The following is a 20,955-nucleotide window of genomic DNA, read 5'->3' on the forward strand; positions in this document are numbered from 1 at the left end:
TCGCGATGTAATCATTGTGGAAATAAAAATGATGGAATGTATTTAATCTTGATCAATTAGCAGCGTATTCGTTCACAGTCTTTCAAAAAAACAGTATGCTTAAGATGCAAAAAGGGAGCATACATGTATCAAGTACTGGCAAGAAAATACCGTCCTCGTAATTTCAATGAGTTAGTGGGGCAAAATCATGTTTCTCGTGCGTTAACCAGCGCTTTGGAGCGTGGACGTTTACACCATGCTTACTTATTTACAGGAACGCGTGGGGTTGGTAAAACCACGATTGCACGTATCTTAGCCAAGTGTTTGAATTGTGAAACTGGTGTAACTTCAACACCATGTGAAGTATGCGCTACTTGTAAAGCGGTGAATGAAGGTCGTTTTATTGATTTGATCGAAATTGATGCAGCATCACGGACTAAAGTCGAAGATACCCGTGAACTGCTTGATAATGTTCCTTATGCACCGACACAAGGTCGATTCAAAGTTTACTTGATTGATGAAGTGCATATGCTTTCTACGCATTCTTTTAATGCTTTACTTAAAACATTGGAAGAACCTCCTGAGCATGTAAAATTTCTATTTGCGACGACTGATCCACAAAAGCTTCCAATTACTGTGGTTTCACGTTGTTTGCAATTTACGTTGCGCCCTCTGGCTGTAGACGAAATTACTGAACATTTAACAGCGATCTTGGCTAAAGAGCATATTGATGCGGATCAAGATGCAATTTGGCAAATTGCGGAGTCTGCACAAGGTTCTTTGCGTGACGCATTATCTTTAACTGACCAAGCAATTGCCTATGGCCAAGGTGTAGTGCATCATCAAGATGTCAAAGATATGTTGGGCTTGATTGATCGTACGATTATTTATGATTTGATTTTAGCTATTCATCAAAATCAGCAGGCGCAAGTGAGTCAATTGCTGATGCAATTTAGACAACAAGCATTAGATGTTTCATTGGTTCTCGATCAGTTGGTTTCAACATTGCATGAATTGGCCATGTTGCAGTATTTGCCTGATCTTGCCCTAAAATACAGCGAAGAAATTAATCAGAAAATCTTACATCTTGCTCGTTTAGTTTCAGCACAAGATTTACAACTTTATTATCAAATCGCATGTAAAGGTCGTGCAGATTTGCAGTTGGCGGTCACACAAGAACAAGGTTTTGAAATGTGTGTTTTGCGGATGCTTGCATTTAGACCATTGAGCATAGGTGAAGTCACCGTCAGTGATCAGTCAACTGTAATTATTGAAACATCATCACTGCAATTCACCCAAAGTTCAGGTGTTGAACAGCAGCTTGCAGTAGATGCTAAAGTAGTTAATGTTGAACCTGAACCTGAACCTGAACCTGAACCTGAACCTGAACCTGAACCTGAACCTGAACCTGAACCTGAACCTGAACCTGAACCTGAACCTGAACCTGAACCTGAACCTGAACCTGAACCTGAACCTGAACAGAAAAATGCTGATCTAATGGTTTTTGATGCTGAGAATGGCCAGCTTATCGGATTGGATACATCAGTTGATCAGCAACATTTTCAGTTAGATATTACTAAGTCAGAAGATGTTTTAGTTTTTTCAGTTGAGTCAAATACCCAAGTTCAATTGAGTGAGCAAATCGTTGAGCAGGTACAGGATGATCATTTCGATTTAGTGGTGGATGATACTCAACCTGTCGATGTGGCTATTCCTGAGGCAGTTATAAAAGAGACTGGCGATGATAGCGAAAAGCCAGATGTATTTATGACGCAACAGGATGAGGTGACACCAACAGATTTAATGCCTCAGGACATTCTCAAACTGCCTATGCAGGTGTTAGAAGGAGAGTGGGATTTAGCAAAATGGGAATATTGGTTTAGAACCAGTCAATTGTCACCAGCAGTACAAGAGCTCGCACAGCATGGCGTGATGCATGGGCAAATTAATGGTGCTTCTATTTTTCATATTCCACAGCAATATGAGGGGATGTTGTCTCAATTGCAACATGGTTTAGAGGAAGCATTGAAAGCACAATGGCCGAAGACTCAGTTCAGTGTAGAGTATGGTGATGTAAGCTCCAGTACTCCTTTGATTTTGCAAAACTCACGTAAGGAAAAAGCATTTAATCGTGCAGTAGAGTTGTTGCATCAAGAGCCAACGATTAAAAGTTTAGTGGATACATTTGATGCTGAGTTGCAAAATATCCAATTGAAACCTTAGTCTACTTAACCAAGGCAAAGTTTTTTCACTTTGCCTTGGTTGCTATTTTTCTATCAGTAGATATTGATTAAGTACCTCACGCATATTTTGAGGAATTGCTGTACTTTTGCGATTTTTTCTATCGACAAATACATGAACAAAATGCCCTTGAGCAGCAGCTTGTATTTGATGCTGTTTAAAAATTGCTAACTCATAACGTAAGGAAGAGTTACCAATTTTTCCAATTGCAACACCGACTTCAATGATTTCTGGAAAAGACAATTCTTGGAGGAAGCTGCATGCTGAGTCAACGACTAATCCAATAATTTCGCTGTTGTGAATGTCAAACCCTGTTTTCTGAATGAGGAGTGAGTTTGCGGCAGTATCAAAGTAACTATAATAGGTCACATTATTGACGTGACCATAAATATCGTTATCTGCCCAACGTGTTTGAATGTTAAAAAAGAATTTAAATTGTTCACGTGTTCTTAAAGTTGGTTTAGTCATGCATAAATCGCCTGATAAATTTGTAAAGCATCTTGCTCCGTCATCTCTCTAGGATTATTTTGCAATAATCGAGTTTGTAACATCGCATCTTTTGCAAGTTGTGCTAATTGTGATTCTGCAATATTCAAATCTTTTAGTTTTAGCGTCAAACCACTGTGGTCTAAATGATTTTGCATATGATCAATGAGCAAATCGCATAGGCCATCGATACAGCCTGTGCTTCGAGGATCTAATAGTTGCATTAATTCAGCATAATATTGTTTCGCTTTTGGCGCGTTGAATTTTAGAACTTCAACAAGAACCAGTGCATTAGTATGGCCGTGTGAAAGATGAAAATGTCCACCCAATGGATAGGCTAAGGCATGCACTGCACCTACGGGTGCATTAGCAAATGCTTGACCAGCCAGCATTGAACCTACCAGCATATTTTGACGTGCCTCTAGATCTGATCCATTCTTAAGTACTTTGGCTAAATTATTGTTGAGTAACAATAATGCATTTTTAGCTAACATATCTGCATAAAAGTTCTTTTTAAGCTGTGATGTGTAGGCTTCTATCGCATGTACCATTGCATCTATCCCTGTTGCGGCAGTGATATGTGCTGGTAACGCTTGGGTAAATGTTGCATCTAAAATTGCCACATCTGCATAAAGAATAGGAGAGACAACGCCCATTTTGGTCGTTGCACCCGTAGTGACAATTGAAATAGGGGTAACTTCTGAGCCTGTGCCGGCTGTAGTTGGAACAAGGATTAAAGCCAAACGAGGTGCTTTTGCCTGATTTACGCCATAAATCTCAGTGAGATGTTGCTGCTGCTGCGGGTGTGCAAGTAGTGCAATTAATTTAGCGACATCCATGGAGCTGCCACCTCCAAAACCGATCACAACATCAATCTGCTCCTGTTTGGCGAACTCAACTGCTTCTAATACAAGGTGTTCTGGAGGGTCGGCTTGTATATCTGAATAAATAATATAGTCCAAGCCAATTTGATCTAAAATTTTTAAGATGGGTAGGTGAAGCTGATGCTGAATCATTCCCTGATCAGTAACTAAGAGCGCTTTATGATAATTCTGTGATTGCAGAATACTGCCAAGTTCATTGATAGAGCCCAAGCCTGAAATAATGTTGGAAACGGTCTGAAATTGAAATGAGTTCATACTTGTGTCCTTTCTGCTTGGAAAATCTAATTGTTTTCATTCTGCCACGTGTATTTGGGAATGTCAGTATTTCTCTATACGTATCCGACATAGTCTAAAAACATCGTTAAATTGTTAATAAAACTCTACAAATGCAAAATTTTAATTTGAGATTGCTATAAGTTTCAGAACACAAATAAATTAACATTAGATGCTGTTTTGAGTGTGTAACTCTGAAGAAATTATGCCATCTAAAACGCCCAATTAGGGTGTTAGACGGTTAGATGTGTGTAAAGGATTTTGTTGCAGAAATATACCAAAGCTGAGTTGTGCTCAAACCATACGTGAAAAATCCTTTGCGGATAATATATCGCCCTATAATTTAATATGATATAGCTTGGTTTGCCTTTGAGTGTACTCATTGTTGCGTTCTAGGGTCAAAAACTATTTTTTATATTTATCAGTATCTTATGATAATAAGACCAATTGGTATACGATATATTGTAGACATTGGCTTATTCATATAAGAATTATATTGTTGAATAAGCCTTTAGAAATAGGTTTGTGTAACAAAGTCTTTGTAAACTATTTACTACTTGTCATTTTAATCAATGTCTGGTCTTTTTTAACGTAATGATGGTATAAGGCGGCACCAGCATGACCTGCAATTAATATCCAAATTAGCCATTTACCCAAAATTTCCTTGTGAATAAAATCAATAGGTTTTTCAAATGCTTCAAAACTTATTCCTAGTCCATTATGTATCCAGTTTTGGAAGATATAGGTATCTTCAAATTTTGGAATATTAAAAAGGAAGAAGTACTCTGTATCTACGCCTGTACCTAGATATCCAGTAAGCGGTGTAATGATCATAATGGAATACAAGGCAAAGTGACCTGCGTGGGCCGCTAAATGGGATAGTTTACTTGCGGGCTCTAGTTTAGGTTGTTGATTTTTAAGACGCCATATAATCCTGAGTATGATGATCACACCAATACTGATGCCTACCGATAGATGTAACTGTAGTGCAGTAAAGTTTTCAGGTGTCCCTCTTTCTGTAAACCAATGTCTGTAATAAACAGAGCAATATGCTGCTAGAAATAACAGTGCTGTTCCCCAGTGAAACCATTTAGCAATGGTTCCATAGTCTGTGGATGTATTATGTAACGGCATGAGTGATTCTCCGAAGGTTAAATAACTTAAGCTGGCTGAAAAGGAATTATTTGTGTTTAGAGTTTTTACAAACTCCAAATCACCAAATAAATGACTGATATAATTTAATTTTTTATTGTTTGTTTTGAGGGAGTGGAAATATATTCATAGCGCATTCGATATTTCGCATTCATAAATAAATCATCCTTCTGGTTCTGTTAAGAATTAGGTCTAAGAACAAGACTGCTAATGGGATAGATAGGATAGATATATGAGCAACTATTTATATTATTCATATGCTTACATTGGATAATTTTGGTTCGTATGAAACTATACGAAATTAATTATTAAGATAGTATTAAAACATTTATTATTTTTATTATAAATTTATCTAAAATTGGGTTAGTGGTTAGTGGTTAGTGGTTAGTGGTTAGTGGTTAGTGGTTAGTGGTTAGTGGTTAGTGGTTAGTGGTTAGTGGTTAGTGGTTAGTGGTTAGTGGTTAGTGGTTAGTGGTTAGTGGTTGAAGTTCAAGCCTCTATATCTGTTTGGAACCAAACCCAAGCGAGCTCATTGGTACTCTACAAGCTGATCAGTTGCAATTAGAATTAGACTATCAAGACAGTTAAGATGTCAGCTTGATATTCAAAAGTTAGTCAAATAAATGTAATTGTTGAGCGCGGCTCCAAGCTATGCACCCGTAGTTTGCACACTTCATTTATTTCCAAAAAGTAAACATCTAAGAAGAATAATCATTACTAATAAACATTATTTCCTTTCAAATCAATGCAAGTTTTGACAAAATACCTGATGTCAGAATGGTCAACTCATGCATAATGACATTTAATAGTTTTGCGTTTATTTTGCAGGAATTTTGCATGTCATATAACTATCTATTCAAAATACAAGCTGTTGGAGTGTTTTTTTAAATGAAAACGCCCTATAAGGTGTTGTGTGTCTGTTTAGGAAATATTTGCCGCTCACCAACAGCAGAAGTTGTTTTTAGACATCATTGTGATGCGCATGGCCTGAATGTAATCGTCGATTCGGCAGGTACCAGCAATTATCACCCGAATAAAGCTCCAGATCGCCGTAGTCAGCAACATGCAAGTCAACGAGGCTATGATCTTTCTGCATTGAGGGCGAGACAAATGATCTTGACAGATTTTATTGAGTTTGACTTGATTCTTGCCATGGATCATGAAAATTACCATGATATTCAATCGCTCATGTCTGAAGCTATCACTGAGTTCGGTGCGCATAAAATTCGTGCCAAAATTGCTTTAATGAGTGAACATGATCCTCGATATTCCCAGCAGGCTGTTCCAGATCCCTACTATGGTGGAGCTGATGGTTTTGAGCGTGTACTTGATCAGTGTGAATCGAGTAGTCAAGCTTGGGTAAATATTCTAAAAGAACAAATGAGCGTTGCGTAATTAAGGTTAAATGTCATATGCAAGTAAAACAACAGGTTCAACTTCAACATTTAAATACCTTAAATCTTGATGTAGTCGCTTCTCATTATGTTCAGCTTAATCAATCCAGTGAAATCGTTGATGCTTTGGCATTTGCTAAACAAGAAAACTTGAATGTTCTCATTTTGTCTGGTGGTAGCAATTTGCTTTTGCCACAACATATTCATGCTTTGGTGATCCATCTCAATATTCAGGGTATCAACGTGCTGAGTGAAGATGATCAAACTATTGCGGTAAAAGTTGGTGCGGGTCAGGTTTGGCATGATTTCGTATTATATTGCACCAAGCAAAACTGGTTTGGTCTACAAAACCTTGCGTTAATTCCAGGTTTGGTAGGTGCTTCACCAGTGCAAAATATAGGTGCTTATGGTGTGGAGGTGGGGGAGTTTATCGAATCCGTGCAAGTCTATGATCGCCAACTGAAGCAATTTGACACCATTGCTGCTCGTGACTGCCATTTTTCTTATCGCCACAGTATTTTTAAAGATCATCCGCAGCGTTATATCATTGTGAGTGTTACCTTTAGATTGTTAAAGCATGAAAATCTAAAGTTAAGTTATGGTGATCTAAAACAGGCAGTAGCTGATGACTTAACTGCTGAAAATTTGCAGAATCAAGTGATTCAGATACGCCAAAGTAAGTTACCAGATCCAAAAGAATATCCAAATGTCGGTAGTTTTTTTAAGAATCCTATATTAACAGAAATTGAATTTGACAAAATTACTCAACAATTCCCAAACATTCCACATTATCCTCAAGGCAACGGCAGTGTTAAAGTTGCAGCAGGTTGGTTGATTGACCAAGCAGGCTGGAAAGGAAAACAGCTTGGTCCAGTGGGTATGTTCCATAAACAGGCGTTAGTCTTGGTGAATTACTCAAATGCCACCTTAGTTGATGTTCAGCGTACATACAAAGCGGTACAGCATGATGTAAAACTGAAATTTGGTATTCAGCTTGAACCTGAACCTGTGTTGTACAGTGATCAAGGTTTAATTCAATCACATTAGAGTTGAGGAGATATATGAAGAAAGTGCATTGGATGGTCAGTTTGGTGCGAATCATTACGATACTTTTCGTGCTATTGGGCTGCTTTGTGCTTTTTTTATATTCACCTTTTTATTCTCAAGTAATGGTCAAAGGTTTAAATCATTTTGTCTCGTTCAATGTAAATGAAGTCGCTGCTGAAAGCCAAAAATCGGCGGCTTTGAGTGAACATGAGAGCCTAGAACCTGGTTCAAATTTATGGATCGCGCGGCAAGCATATTTTAAGTTGTTGGATAATAAGGATAAACAACGAGATGCTGAGGATCTTAGAGTCCTTCAAGCACGTTATAAGGTGTTACAACAGCTGATTGTTGAAGAACAAGAGAAAGCACCAGAAGATCCAAACAAAAAAACAAGTTTGCCAGAACAAGCTTCCGAGCAAGAGCATATGCTTGCAGCAAGTAGCCCAGCTGATTTTTTGCAACATACGACTACCGAGAATCAGGCTTTGATGGATGCATATCTTAATTTTCTAGATACTTATCCTATACCATTACCTATAGATGAAGAATCCGAGTCATTACTGAGTAAGGATTTACTTGAGTCTAAAAAAAATAAACAAGATGATCGTGGTGATTTAAAAGATACAAGTCAACCTTATGCAATTGTTGTTCTGGGTGGGGGCTTAACACTTGGCGCAAATGGCAAAGATATTGTTGTGAATAATTATACAAGACTTCGTTTAGAACGTACGTTGGAAGTTGAAAAGCAATATAACTTGCCTATTGTTTTAAGTGGTGTGGAAGCGCCTTATATGCAAGCTTGGTTAGAAGAACGTGGCATTAAAGCCAAACTATTAGAAAATAGAAGTATGAACACATGTGAAAACACACGTTTTAGTTCTTTACTGCTGCAAAAGAAAGGTGGTGCTCCTAAGGTTATTCTCATTACAGATGAGTATCATATGCCGCGAACTCGACGTTTATTTGCATTAAATGGAATCGAGACGGTTCCTGTTGTTGCGCCGATGCCAACTAAATTAACAAGTTGGCGTCCAAGTGAAAAGAATTATGACCATAGTCGTCGTGCAAATTATGAGTTACTTGCCACGATCCGTGATGTGTTGTTTGGTTCAAGTGATTGTCGGGAGATACCATAATGTCAAATATTCCTTTTCTAAATCCGACAATTTTAAAGCAACTGGATCTACCTGTACCTAATCGTGAGACAACACCTCAGCTACTTGAAGTATTGGATCTGAATAAAACGATTGAACCACCAAAGGCACTTTTGGCTTATCGTAAATTGTATGGATTGGACTCATTAGAATGTGAGCATTGGCAAGGCTATGTTGAAATGCCTTTGTTTCGACTACATGTGCAAGTATTTCAACCTTTAAGAGATCGTGTGCAAGGTACAGTGTGTTTATTACATGGTTATTTAGAGCATAGCGGTATTTATCAACCTATTATCAAAGAGATTCTTGATCAAGGTTTTAGTGTGTTGACCTATGATTTGCCAGGACATGGTTTAAGTGATGGCTCTGCTGCCAGCATCCAGAACTTTGATCATTACCAACAAGTACTTCATGCAGTTTATGATGCGGTACGTGATGCAAAACAATTACCTAGACCTTGGTTAGGCATTGGACAAAGTACGGGTGGTGCGATCTGGATGCATCATTTATTGGAATTTGCTGAACGTCGAGAAGATCCAATCGTAGATCGGGTATTGTTATTGTCACCTTTGATCCGACCTGCAAAAACGGCATGGTGGCACAATTCAGTTGGATTAGGCATCATTCGTCGTATTAAAAGTCAAGTACCACGACATTTCCGCCGTAATAATCACAATCCCGAGTTTTTGCGTTTTATTCGACTGAAAGATCCATTACAACCTCGTATGATGGGTATGGATTGGATTCTGGCGATGTCAAAGTGGATGCTAGAAATGGAGCAACGTCCGGCTTGTCGTATCCCAGTATGGTTAGCCCAAGGTGCACTTGATCAGACCGTGGATTGGCGATACAACATTGAATATATTCGCCGTAAATTTAGGTTACAGACATTATTGATGTTAGAGGAAGGCTCGCATCAATTAATTAATGAGCGTGCTGATATTCGTGCGGCATTAACAGGATTAATTCCAGCATTCCTACATGCAAAACCAAATCACCACTATTATTAGTGGTGATTTCTATCAAACAATTTAAGAATTAAAAGCTTTTGGCATCTGCCATTTTCCACATGCGATAATAAAAATTCTCATCATCATGTAGCTCATCTTGTAACAGTTCTTTCTCTTTGAGGAAGAAATGGATCTGTGCGTAGTTTTTGATTTCACGATCATTCATACGTTGAGCTAAATGATGTGCTTTGATGTCGGAAGGGTGTTGTAAGCCTGCTGCGGCAATCATTTCAGAAAGGGCGTGCAATGTATTTTTATGGAAACTAAATACGCGCTCTGCTTTGCTTGGTACATGAATTGCCTTTTGACGGTCAGGATCTTGTGTGGCGACTCCAACAGGACATTGGTTGGTGTGACAGCTTTGAGCTTGAATACATCCTACAGCAAACATAAAACCGCGTGCAGAATTCACCCAATTGGCCCCGAGTGCAAAAGTGCTGGCAATATCAAAAGCACTAATAATTTTTCCACTCGCGCCAATTTTGACTTGGCTACGCAGACCAGCACCTACAAGTGTGTTGTGTACGAAACGTAAGCCTTCTCGTAGAGGTGTACCTATATAATCACTAAATTCTATCGGGGCTGCACCAGTACCACCTTCGGAGCCATCCACTACTACAAAATCAGGAACAATCTTGGTTTCTAGCATTGCTTTTACGATACTCATGAATTGCCAAGGTTGGCCAATACATAATTTAAATCCAACTGGCTTTCCACCAGAAAGTTCTCGAAGTTGCTGAATAAAATGCATCATTTCAATGGGTGTATTAAAACTTGGATGCTTAGAGGGGGAAACACAATCATGTTCTCTCGAAATGCCACGAATGCGTGCAATTTCTTCGGTGATTTTATGTTTTGGCAGTATACCGCCGTGACCAGGTTTCGCGCCTTGAGAAAGTTTAACTTCGATCATTTTGATTTGTGGGTTTTTAGCCTGTTGAGCAAATTTTTCTGGATCAAATAAACCGTCAGGTGTGCGGCAGCCAAAATAGCCACTGGCGATTTGCCATACAATATCACCACCATTTTCTAGATGATAAGGACTCAAACTTCCTTCGCCTGTATCATGATAAAAATTGCCTAATCGAGCGCCTTGGTTTAACGCACGAATTGCATTTGCACTCAAGCTACCAAAACTCATTGCAGAGATATTCATGATAGAAGCACTATATGGCTGGCTACATTGTGCGTTTCCAATATGTACACGGAAAGTTTTGGGATCAGCAGGTGGACATGGTGTAATTGAATGAACGATAAAGCGATAGTTGGGTTCATACACATCAATGATGGAACCGAAAGGTTTATCTGCGTTTTCATTTTTAGCCCGTTGATAGACGAGGCTTCGTTGCATACGTGAAAATGGCAGCGCATCTTGATCGGCTTCAATAAAATATTGTCGGATTTCAGGGCGAACATCCTCAAATATAAAACGGAAGTGTCCAAGGATTGGATAGTTTCTTAAAATGGCATGTTTCTTTTGTAATAAGTCGTGCAGACCAATTAAGCTGAGAATACCTGTTACTAACCATAAGCCGTTAAGTATAGTATCCGATATAAAATAATAAATGGTATGCGGGGTGTGGGTAATCTTAAACCATGTAATCGTTAAAGCAGTAAAAATACATAAGAACCAAATCGAATGTCTTGAAAAAAAAGTATTAAGTAGTTTGTGTCGTATAGCTTGTGCTGGACTAGCCATGTGTTTCAATTTCCAGATATTTCACTAGTTGTAACCTTGCCAATACTGACAGAGAAGTACAAGTGAGGAATTGTTAGTAGAGATAATGATTCTAAATAACGATCTACTTTAATATAATATGTTTATAATAATTAAGATCTATAATTGAATTTTATATTATGTGGTCTTAATTTATTTAACTATAAATTAATATGATACAGATAAATAACAAAAAAGAGATTTAATGCCAATCCAGAATTTAAAACTAAACTTAAAATGTGGGGGATTTATTAAATGGTCTAAATATAAGTTCCATTTTATGAATTGAATAAGATAATTATTTAACTATAAGGAGGTAAAAATTGAAACTGGTTTCTGTTTCTGTGTTATTTGGCGGTGTTTTATCAGGTTGTGTGAGTGTGAGTAAGTTTGATGATCATTCTGCACACCAAATAAAAGCATGTAAAAGCACAAATGATCAAGAAATTAGCGCATTATTTGAAAAATGGAATCAAGATTTACAAAGTGGAAAACCTGAAAGCATTGTAAAGCTTTATGCCCAAGACTCGGTTTTACTTCCAACTTTATCTAATAAATTGAGATTTACCCCTGCTGAAAAGGAAGATTATTTTAAGCATTTTATGGAAAATGCACCTTCGGGAAAGATTGAAACACGATTTATCGATATTGGCTGTAATACTGCATTGGATATAGGGGTCTATACGTTTTCTTTTGCAAAAACAGGAGAGTTTGTAAAAGCCCGTTATAGTTATACCTATCAATGGAATGGTAACCAGTGGTTAATTACGAGTCATCATTCTTCGTTAATGCCAGAGATTTAATAAAATAATATTGTATTAAAAGATGTTTATATAAATTAGAGATAGAATGATATTTATCTCTAATTTTAAATATTAATTTTAGAGTGTGGAGATATAAGGAAGATGCTTGATGTTAAAATGCATCTCAAATTTTTAATACATATTCGCTACTTGATTCTATGTTTCTTGCTGCATGCTCATGATTTTCCTTAGATCCATTTGTTTTATTTGAAAATATTTTAGCTAAATTGATTTATTGATTGCTCGGTTAAGTTACAATTTATGACTCAGCTTAGCAAAATGATTTGATAAGTCAGTGTATTGAAAATGTGAAGGTCTATAACTTGTCCCAACTTCTTACAATCCAAACACGATTAGGTGGTTTTTACCTATTTTACTACGCGATCGTGGGGACGTTTATGCCTTATTGGAATTTATATCTTCAAGATCAGGGCTTTGATTACCAAGAAATAGGAATTTTGTCTTCTATTGCGATTATCACTCGATTTTTTGCACCATTGATTTGGGGCTGGATTGCTGATAAATCGGGTAGACGTATGCTTCTCGTTCGAATTGCAACGTGGATGGAGGCCTGTATTTGGTTTTTAATTTTTATTATTCCAAATAATTTTCAGTCTGTTGCGTTGTTGATGCTGATTTTTAGTTTTTTTCAGAATGCAATTTTAGCCCAATTTGAAGGGGTAACATTATTTTGGTTGGGAGAGAAACGAGCAGAGCTTTATGGGCGAGTGCGAAAATGGGGTTCTGTAGGCTTTATTGTTGGTGTATTTGCTATTGGGGCAATACTTGAAATTATTCCAATATCAATGTTGCCGATCTTACTTCTAGCAATTTCATTTCTTGCTTTCTTATGGTCATTTACAATCCATGAGCCTAAGCATGCACCGAGTTCACAGAAAAAATTAGAACCATTGTGGCCAGTATTAAAGCGGCCAATGATTGCAGCATTTTTTACCATTGAATTTATTTTGTTGTTTTCTCAGGCACCATTTTATAGCTTTTATAGTAATTATTTACATGAGGTCGGATATAGCACTACACAGATTGGAAGTCTGTGGGCGACAGGAGTTATCGCTGAAATCATCATGTTTGCTGTAGCTCATAAACTTTTCTTTAGTCGGTTTTCATGGCGAATATTGGTTGCTGTTTGTCTAATTATGACAAGTGTACGTTGGTTTTTGGTTGGAATCTTTGAAACGAACTATATGGGGCAATTATTGGCGCAATGTTTACATGCATTTAGCTTTGGTTTGTTTCATTTAATTGCGATGAAAGTAATTTTCCAAAATTTTTCAGCAGGCCAACAGGGGCGCGGGCAAGCTTTGTATAGCACGATGTGGGGCTTGGGAGTGGCATCTGGAAGTTTGTTGGCTGGACATTACTGGACGCTTTTATCGGGTGCGACCATTTTCTTGTGTGCAGGTATTATTGTGCTGTTCGGTTTGATCTTGATTTATTGGTTGCCGAATCAGCTTGAGACGGCAACCCAGAAATAATATTAAAGCGATATTTTCTTGTATTGAGGCATCCATGGTTGAGCTTGTTCTAATTGTGCTGCAAGTTGTAACAAGCGATCTTCCCGCCCAAACGGAGCGATAAACTGACTACCAAGTGGTAAACCATGCTTATTCCAATATAAGGGCACTGACATGGCAGGTAAACCTGTAACATTTGCCAGTTGTGTGAATGGCACCCAGCTTAAATTGTCTTGTACCATTTTTTCAACCAGTTTCCCTTGTGCAAGATAATGTGCTTTTCCGAGTTTTAGTAAACCTTTTAGAATGGGTTTCTGCCACGCAGGCGTAGCAATCTCACCATTTTTTGGTGCAACTGAAGCCGTGGTTGGAGTCAAATAAAGGTCATATTTCTCAAAGAAAATGTTCATTTGAGTGCTATAAAGTCCCCAGTTATTGAGGTTGTGAATATATTCAGTTGCTGTTGTTTTAGCACCAAATGCAGCCAAAGCAATGGAGTCAAGCTCAAAGTCCTGATCTGTAGAGCCGGTCATTTGTTTGATTTGTGCTTGCATATAGGAGAATTGGCTAAACCATGTCGTAATAAAGTCTTTTGCTAAAGCAAGTCCATCGATTTTGGGGCGATCTTCCACCACAATATGTCCAAGTGACTCTAAAAGTTTGGCGGTCTGTTGAATGGCTTGAATAGCATCTTTAGATACTTTAGTGCCAATAGGTGATTGGGTGTTAAATGCGATTTTAAGTTTTTTAGGGGATTGCTGGATGATATCCAGATATTTTTGATCGGGCGCCTGAATGGTAAAAAGTGAGCTTTGTTCAGGACCTTGCACTGCATCGAGCATAGCAGCACTGTCACGAACTGTTTTGCATAAAACATGTTGCATCGCTGCACCATGCATGGCTTCACTATATTGTGGTCCCCATGGTGTACGACCTCGACTTGGTTTAAGCCCAAACAATCCACAATAAGATGCGGGAATGCGGATTGAGCCTCCACCATCTCCAGCACCTGCGATCGGTACAATACCACCTGCCACTGCTGAAGCAGATCCACCCGATGAACCACCACTATTATGTTTTAAATTCCATGGATTATGGCATGCCCCCCAAGCATCGGGTTCCGTAATTCCTTTGATTCCGAACTCTGGTGTATTGGTTCGACCAAAACTAATGATTCCTGCTTTTTCCCAACGGTTTACAATTTCTGCATTAAAATCCGGGGTGTAATTGATTCTTTTTAATGAATGGCTGCCATAAGAAGTGGGTACACCTTGATATTCTTGAAATAAATCTTTTACTAAAAAGGGAACGCCTGCAAATGGTCCCGATAGATTTTGTTTAGTGCGTTGCTTGGCTTGTTCATGCATCGGGATGATAATTGCATTGAGTTTGGGATTAACTTGAGCACTCCGTTCTAGGGCAAGTTCTAATAACTCTACTGCTTGAATTTCTTTATTTTTTACAAGCTGAGCTAAACCAAGACCATCATATTGGACGTATTCAGAAAATTTCATGGCTTTGATCCCTAAAGCTAAATTTTTACAGTAAAATTTCGTTCAAATTGAACTTAGCATACCTTAAAAAAGTAAAATCAATAAATAGATTGCACCAGAAAAATATTGTGTTGATATGGTTATGAAGCAGTGTTTTTATTGAAAAATATGCTAAGTTAAAGCCAAGGAATGTTTAGATGATAACTTAAATTAAATCTATGAAAAATATTTATATTATTGGATTCTTGTGTGCTTGCTCAACATGGACATTGGCTGAAACGACAGCAAATACGAGTGTTGTGAACACCCCCCAAATGGCAACAGCGAATAGCATTCGTGTAACAAATCGTCCTGAAATTATGGGGCTTTGGGGAATGGAAATACCAAATAATAAAAAATGTGTTGAGTACTACAATTTTCGTGGTGCAAATGAAGTTGTAATTAGAAGTGGTAAAGAGTGGTCTTATGGAATGTATGACTATCAGCCTTCTGACAATCAATTAGAGCGTTTACCCGCACTTATTTTACAAATCAAATATGATAATAATGAAGTTGATTGTTCAGGCCAGCAAGTTGATCAAACAGGTGAGGTTTCTCAATATTTTGTCAAATGGGCTAATCCTCATACGATAGATTTTTGTGCCAATGAAAAAGGCGACAAGTGCTTTGCAACTTTACGCCGTGTTTTGCCATAAAATATTGATATAAAAAACCTCTTATTCGTAAATAAGAGGTTTTTTATTTAAGCAGTTTCAGCTTTTGGTTCAAGCTGTTTTAGCAAATGCTTTTCAAGGTAATGAATATCCATTGCTTGTTCGCAGAAGTTTTTGTCCTTCAAGATCAAATCTTTATGTAATGGGATATTGGTTTTAATACCTGTCAAAATCATTTCATCGAGTGCTTGGCGCATACGTGCAAGTGATGTTTCGCGATCTTTACCATGAGCAATTAATTTTGCAATCATTGAATCATAGTATGGGGGAATGCTGTAGCCTTGATAAATATGAGAATCTAAGCGAATACCTGCACCACCTGGCGCGTAGAAACTATTGATTTGACCTGGTGATGGTAGGAAGGTCGTTGGATCTTCAGCATTGATACGGCATTCGATCGCATGACCTTTCACTTCGATCTCATGTTGTTCAAGGTTTAGACCTAAACCACCAGCAATACGAAGTTGTTGTTCGATGATATCGACTCCAGTCACCATCTCGGTCACAGGATGTTCAACTTGAACACGTGTGTTCATCTCGATAAAGAAGAACTCACCATCTTCAAATAAGAATTCGAATGTACCTGCACCACGATATTGCATGAGCTTACATGCATTTACGCAAGCTTCGAGAATATCAGCACGTGCTTGTTCTGGAAGATTTGGCGCAGGTGCTTCTTCTAATACTTTTTGATGACGACGTTGGAGCGAACAATCACGATCATATAAATGAATTGCATGACCATTTCCATCACCAAGTACTTGAACTTCTACATGGCGAGGTTTTTGTAAAAAGCGTTCCATGTAAACGGTGTCATCACCGAACCACATTTCAGCATCACGTTGGGCAGCTTGAACAGACTCAAGTAATGTATCAACACGCTCAACGATACGCATACCACGACCACCACCACCAGCAGCAGCTTTAACAATCAGCGGGAAACCAATTTCTTTGGCTTCTGCAAGCGCATTGTGGATAGTTACTGCATGGTCACAGCCTGGAACAGTAGGTACGCCTGCCTTTTTCATCGCAATAATCGCCGATACCTTGTTGCCCATGAGGCGGATATGCTCAGGGCGAGGACCGATGAAAATAAAACCAGAATTTTCTACAATTTCAGCAAACTCAGCGTTTTCTGAGAGAAAGCCATAACCAGGATGAATTGCATCAGCACCTGTGATTTCTGCGGCAGTAATAATGGCAGGAATATTTAAATAGCTTTCACTTGTCGTGCCCGGTCCAATACAAACCGCTTCATCTACGAAGCGTAAGTGCATTAAATCTTTATCTGCATCGGAATATATACCAACAGTTTTAATGCCAAGCGTTTTGCAAGCCCGAGTAATTCGTAATGCGATTTCACCACGGTTTGCAATGAGTACTTTTTGCAACATAGAAATCCCCAGACTGATTAAGCGCGGTAGCGGAATAATGGCTGACCAAATTGGATTACATCACCATTTTTCACTAGGATCTCTTCGATAACGCCGCTTTGAGTTGCCTCGATTGGGTTCATGATTTTCATTGCTTCGATGATCCCAAGTGTTTCACCAGCAGAAACCGTCTGACCTACTTTTACAAAAGGTGCCTCACCAGGACTCGGCGCTGCATAGAACACACCTACCATTGGAGATGGTTCAACTGCACCACGCGGTGTTTTTGCAACTGGCGCAGCTGCTGCAGTAGCCGCAGGGGCAGCAACAGGCGCTGCTGCATAAACTGGTGTTGGGCGAGTCAATGAGATGGATTGATCACCTTCCTTAACTTCAATCGCTTGTAAGTCAGATTCAATCATCAAGTCGATGAGCTTCTTGATTTTACGGATATCCATGAGTGAGCATTCCTGAAGGTTTAAATTAATTAGAAGATTGAATTTTTTCGATAGCGTAGTTGAGTGCAAAGGAATAACCTTGTGCACTTAAGCCACAAATCACGCCGATGGCTTTGTCTGATAAATATGAGTGGTGACGAAATGATTCACGCGCATGAACATTTGACAGATGAACCTCAATAAATGGGATCGCAACACCGAGAAGGGCGTCACGTATAGCAACAGAAGTATGGGTGAGTGCAGCAGGGTTAATGATAATGAATTTAACGCCTTCATTTTGCGCCTGATGGATACGATCGACGATCGCACCTTCCCAGTTACTTTGAAATGTATCTAATATCAGTGATGCATGTTTAGCTTGAGCAGTGAGCTGTTGGTTAATATCATCGAGAGTGAGATAACCATAAACTTCTGGTTCGCGCTTTCCTAGTAAGTTTAAATTCGGTCCGTGAATTACCAAAATGGTTGAGCTCATTCAGCCTGCTCCAATTTTAAAACTGCAAATGTTTTTTGCAAGATGTCTGCAAAGTTTGCTTATTATGGCACAAAATTCTGCAATTTTTTATAATTTCATTTAATCGATGAAGAAATTTGCATACCAAGCATGCTGCATATAATGAAAACTTTGCAAGGAAATGGCAATGTTAAAATATGACAAATTTTTCGATATTTTTAAAGTTTCATTATTTTAAACTGAATCGGCTGAAATGGTTCATGGCATTTGTGTAACTCAGCAGTCATTACTGTAAAGTGTTGATTTCGATCATGGGTTTTTCATGATCTATAAATAGTGGATAAGTGTTATAAATATTCAGATTTATTTTTTTTGAAAGATACTAATCTATTGTTTTTATTTTGATTTCTATATTTATATTTGTTTTTTAATTTCGTGTTGATGACATGAGGAAATGCATTGCAATAAAGTTTTGATTTCAAAGTTAGTTTGATTCTTGGCATATTTTTAATGTTATAAGAAATTGTTTATTCTCTAAGCGGTTTGAGAAAATATGGAATTGGCAAAAGTGATGTGTTTTTATATTTTTGATGGCAGTTAATGACATAAAAATGTCCGAAAAAGATATGCTAGGTTTCGCTAAGATCATCTGACTTAAAAGGCTATATTGATTGGCTTAGCCTTTTTTGGGTCTTTCAAAGCTGTCTTTACTATAAAGACAGCTTTTTTTTGGGGCTAAATGTTGCTGTTGAAGCTGATTGCATTTTGATAAGTCTCTAGCAAAAGACAGTCTTGTGCTAGATCCAGTTCGGGTCTTTGAGTAGGTTGTGGTGTTTGCCATTTTTGCATCTGTTGAAATAGCCATTCAAAATCTTTAGTTTTCGGTTTTGCATCGATCTGTATAAAGTTTCGAATGATATTTTGGATTTTAAAATATTTTTCAACATGAACCTCAGGTGAGCAATTGAACTGAATGATGTCAAACTCGACTAGCAATCGCCAAACAGGAGAGAAGTCTTTTATTTCCTTCAATTCTTTTTGTGCTCTCAACACTGCACTAGTGAGTGCAATCAAAGTGTTTGGATGTTGTTGAGCCCATTCTTGGGTTACTGCTAGTACTTTATCAGCTACATTTGGGATAATTTCCTGACTCGAACAAACAATATGGCTCAAGCCAAAGACTTCAGCTTGAGTATTCCAAGGTTCACCCACACAAAAACCATCAATCAGGTGGGTGTTGAGTGCTTCGACCATATAAGGTGGCGCTAAGGTTTTGACATCCATCGAATGTGCGAGATCTTCATCTGCAAGTGCTAACCACTCTCTTAAACAATAATGATGAATAGAGTGTTGAAATACATGCGCCAAAGAAAGCGTTTGGTGCGCTTTTATTTTTTGCACCAGCTTCTGTGCGGAAATTTCAACGGGATCGTGTTGGTGAATATCTAATTCATAGCAAAGTTTTTGACTCAGGCTAATAAACGCACGGTTTTCGCTCAAAACTAACGGGGTTTGCAATGGTATACCGATTTGATCTGCACCAACTGCGGCAGCTGGAAGCATTGCAGATAGGCAATGTGCGGCATCGAGCAGCCCAAAAGCAAGGCGATCACGCAAACTTGCCCAAGAAGCTTCTTTAACCAAACTGATATTTAATCCGACATCTTCAAAATAGCCACGTTGTTTGGCCCATAATAAGGCAACGCAGTCCAGTAATGGTATGTAGCCAAGCTGCAAGTCTACTTTTTCTAATTCTACTAAATGGCTCATCTATTCATCCTTTAGTTGATTATTTAAAAGTTGTTGCGCATCGAGTAGGCGACGAGCCATCTCACCAATGGTCATGCGATGGCTCATGGCATTTTTTCTGAGCAGCTGAAAGGCAGTGTCTTCACTTAAATCATGTAATTGCATCAATAAAACTTTGGCTTTCTCGATATCTTTGCGATCTGCAAGTTTGGTTTTTGCATCTCTAAGATCGCCTTCAAGTTTTTTATGCTTTTTATATTGTTCAATTGAAATATCTAAGATGGTATGTAGGCGAGACGGTTCTATACCATCAACAATATAGGCAGTAATACCAGCATCAATCGCTTGTTTTATGGTGTTTTTATCGGTGTTTTTGGTAAACAACACAGTTGGTAGATCAAAGTTACTGACACAGCTTTCGATTACATCACGATGTGGATGATCCATATCGAGTAAGATTACATCTGCTTGCAGATGTTCAAGTTTGAATATATTTAAGTGATCAAGGGTAAAGCAAGCAACCACATCAAAATCATGTTCTATCAAACAGGTTTTAATGTATTCCGCCCGAGCCTGATCATCGTCTATGAGTACGATCTTGAGTTTCGGCATAAGTATAAAGTCAAACAGTCGGTTTATGCACGTTATGAAGTCAGTGCTGTGGGTTTTATTATTTAAGCAAAATTAATGCCATGAGAAAATTTAATATAGTGCAAAAGTTCCAAAGGCGATCTATTGATGCGCTGTATTGTATTGCTGCTTAAATATTTAACGAAATAATTATTTGGTTTTATCCATCTATTTTATTGGGATGTGCATTTTTGGTGCGAAAAAAGTCATGTTTTGAAGCAAGCTGAATTGTGCTTTAAAACAGGTCATCTGCATATTTGTGTTGATGAGCACAATTTAGTGCGTGTTAAGAAAACTCGTTGTTTTGGATAAAATACTTATAAAACAATAGTTAATAAAATATTTTTGTTTAAATAATAAAATGTGGCATGACATTTGCTAAATCTTTACTAAGTCAAAGACGACTTTTCAAATAAAATGTAAGACGGCCAACGATGTCCGATCTGATCGGTTTGTTTACACAATGATTT

The 20,955-nt window shown here is 38.1% G+C and carries 18 protein-coding genes; 8 read left to right on the forward strand and 10 right to left on the reverse strand.

The window, feature by feature from the left end; genetic code table 11:
* Positions 1-123 precede the first annotated feature (123 nt).
* Positions 124-2,202: a DNA polymerase III subunit gamma/tau gene (dnaX, locus tag AAC851_RS00755; RefSeq protein ID WP_125503145.1), complete on the forward strand. Its 2,079-nt coding sequence runs from the start codon at positions 124-126 to the stop codon at positions 2,200-2,202.
* Positions 2,203-2,244: 42 nt separating this feature from the next.
* Here the strand turns inward: dnaX and AAC851_RS00760 are convergent, their stop codons facing one another.
* The 3 genes from AAC851_RS00760 to AAC851_RS00770 form a co-directional block, all read right to left on the reverse strand.
* Positions 2,245-2,688: an acyl-CoA thioesterase gene (locus AAC851_RS00760; protein WP_125503143.1), complete on the reverse strand. Its 444-nt coding sequence runs from the start codon at positions 2,686-2,688 to the stop codon at positions 2,245-2,247.
* Positions 2,685-3,845 carry an iron-containing alcohol dehydrogenase gene (locus AAC851_RS00765; protein WP_125503140.1) on the reverse strand — a complete coding sequence of 387 codons (1,161 nt, stop codon included), beginning with the start codon at positions 3,843-3,845 and terminating at the stop codon, positions 2,685-2,687. Before AAC851_RS00765 ends, AAC851_RS00760 begins: the two co-directional genes overlap by 4 nt.
* A 564-nt stretch (positions 3,846-4,409) precedes the next feature.
* Positions 4,410-4,997 carry a cytochrome b gene (locus tag AAC851_RS00770; protein WP_125503138.1) on the reverse strand — a complete coding sequence of 196 codons (588 nt, stop codon included), beginning with the start codon at positions 4,995-4,997 and terminating at the stop codon, positions 4,410-4,412.
* Positions 4,998-5,903: 906 nt separating this feature from the next.
* On the opposite strand from AAC851_RS00770, the gene AAC851_RS00775 reads away from it, so the two are divergent.
* The 4 genes from AAC851_RS00775 to AAC851_RS00790 are packed head-to-tail and all read left to right on the forward strand — an operon-like array spanning position 5,904 to position 9,620.
* A complete protein-coding gene (locus AAC851_RS00775) occupies positions 5,904-6,410 on the forward strand; it encodes a low molecular weight protein-tyrosine-phosphatase (RefSeq protein WP_004638887.1) in 507 nt (168 codons plus the stop codon).
* Entirely contained in the window at positions 6,410-7,456 is a 1,047-nt protein-coding gene (gene murB, locus AAC851_RS00780; RefSeq protein WP_257787231.1) for a UDP-N-acetylmuramate dehydrogenase, read from the forward strand. Before AAC851_RS00775 ends, murB begins: the two co-directional genes overlap by 1 nt.
* Before the next feature lie 14 nt (positions 7,457-7,470).
* Positions 7,471-8,592, forward strand: coding sequence for a YdcF family protein (locus AAC851_RS00785; RefSeq protein ID WP_340600335.1), 1,122 nt, complete (start codon positions 7,471-7,473; stop codon positions 8,590-8,592).
* Positions 8,592-9,620: an alpha/beta hydrolase gene (locus AAC851_RS00790; protein ID WP_005080949.1), complete on the forward strand. Its 1,029-nt coding sequence runs from the start codon at positions 8,592-8,594 to the stop codon at positions 9,618-9,620. Before AAC851_RS00785 ends, AAC851_RS00790 begins: the two co-directional genes overlap by 1 nt.
* 28 nt (positions 9,621-9,648) lie before the next feature.
* Here the strand turns inward: AAC851_RS00790 and AAC851_RS00795 are convergent, their stop codons facing one another.
* Positions 9,649-11,319: an FMN-binding glutamate synthase family protein gene (locus AAC851_RS00795; protein ID WP_340600336.1), complete on the reverse strand. Its 1,671-nt coding sequence runs from the start codon at positions 11,317-11,319 to the stop codon at positions 9,649-9,651.
* Between the two features lie 341 nt (positions 11,320-11,660).
* Here AAC851_RS00795 and AAC851_RS00800 point away from each other — a divergent pair, with 341 nt between their 5' ends.
* Together AAC851_RS00800 and AAC851_RS00805 are read left to right on the forward strand one after the other, a co-directional pair.
* On the forward strand, positions 11,661-12,140 hold the full coding sequence (locus AAC851_RS00800) for an SgcJ/EcaC family oxidoreductase (protein WP_340600337.1): 480 nt from the start codon (positions 11,661-11,663) through the stop codon (positions 12,138-12,140).
* Between the two features lie 323 nt (positions 12,141-12,463).
* Positions 12,464-13,636 (forward strand): MFS transporter, encoded by a 1,173-nt coding sequence (locus AAC851_RS00805; RefSeq protein ID WP_340600338.1) that lies wholly within the window; start codon positions 12,464-12,466, stop codon positions 13,634-13,636.
* A 2-nt stretch (positions 13,637-13,638) separates the two neighbouring features.
* On the opposite strand, the gene AAC851_RS00810 is transcribed toward AAC851_RS00805, so the two are convergent.
* Entirely contained in the window at positions 13,639-15,129 is a 1,491-nt protein-coding gene (locus AAC851_RS00810; protein WP_075315524.1) for an amidase, read from the reverse strand.
* A 197-nt stretch (positions 15,130-15,326) separates the two neighbouring features.
* On the opposite strand from AAC851_RS00810, the gene AAC851_RS00815 reads away from it, so the two are divergent.
* Positions 15,327-15,803 (forward strand): hypothetical protein, encoded by a 477-nt coding sequence (locus AAC851_RS00815; protein ID WP_004638902.1) that lies wholly within the window; start codon positions 15,327-15,329, stop codon positions 15,801-15,803.
* A 47-nt stretch (positions 15,804-15,850) separates the two neighbouring features.
* Here the strand turns inward: AAC851_RS00815 and accC are convergent, their stop codons facing one another.
* The 5 genes from accC to AAC851_RS00840 form a co-directional block, all read right to left on the reverse strand.
* Positions 15,851-17,215: an acetyl-CoA carboxylase biotin carboxylase subunit gene (gene accC / locus AAC851_RS00820; RefSeq protein ID WP_004638905.1), complete on the reverse strand. Its 1,365-nt coding sequence runs from the start codon at positions 17,213-17,215 to the stop codon at positions 15,851-15,853.
* Positions 17,216-17,232: 17 nt separating this feature from the next.
* Positions 17,233-17,652: an acetyl-CoA carboxylase biotin carboxyl carrier protein gene (gene accB, locus AAC851_RS00825; RefSeq protein ID WP_004638908.1), complete on the reverse strand. Its 420-nt coding sequence runs from the start codon at positions 17,650-17,652 to the stop codon at positions 17,233-17,235.
* A 25-nt stretch (positions 17,653-17,677) separates the two neighbouring features.
* Positions 17,678-18,127 (reverse strand): type II 3-dehydroquinate dehydratase, encoded by a 450-nt coding sequence (gene aroQ / locus AAC851_RS00830; protein WP_100833697.1) that lies wholly within the window; start codon positions 18,125-18,127, stop codon positions 17,678-17,680.
* A 714-nt stretch (positions 18,128-18,841) separates the two neighbouring features.
* Positions 18,842-19,876, reverse strand: coding sequence for an ABC transporter substrate-binding protein (locus AAC851_RS00835; RefSeq protein ID WP_100833696.1), 1,035 nt, complete (start codon positions 19,874-19,876; stop codon positions 18,842-18,844).
* Entirely contained in the window at positions 19,877-20,467 is a 591-nt protein-coding gene (locus tag AAC851_RS00840; RefSeq protein ID WP_004638917.1) for an ANTAR domain-containing response regulator, read from the reverse strand. It lies immediately after the preceding gene.
* Positions 20,468-20,955 lie beyond the last annotated feature (488 nt).

Source organism: Acinetobacter sp. HZNU-JH01 (assembly GCF_037996845.1).
Classification (GTDB): Bacteria; Pseudomonadota; Gammaproteobacteria; order Pseudomonadales; family Moraxellaceae; genus Acinetobacter; species Acinetobacter haemolyticus.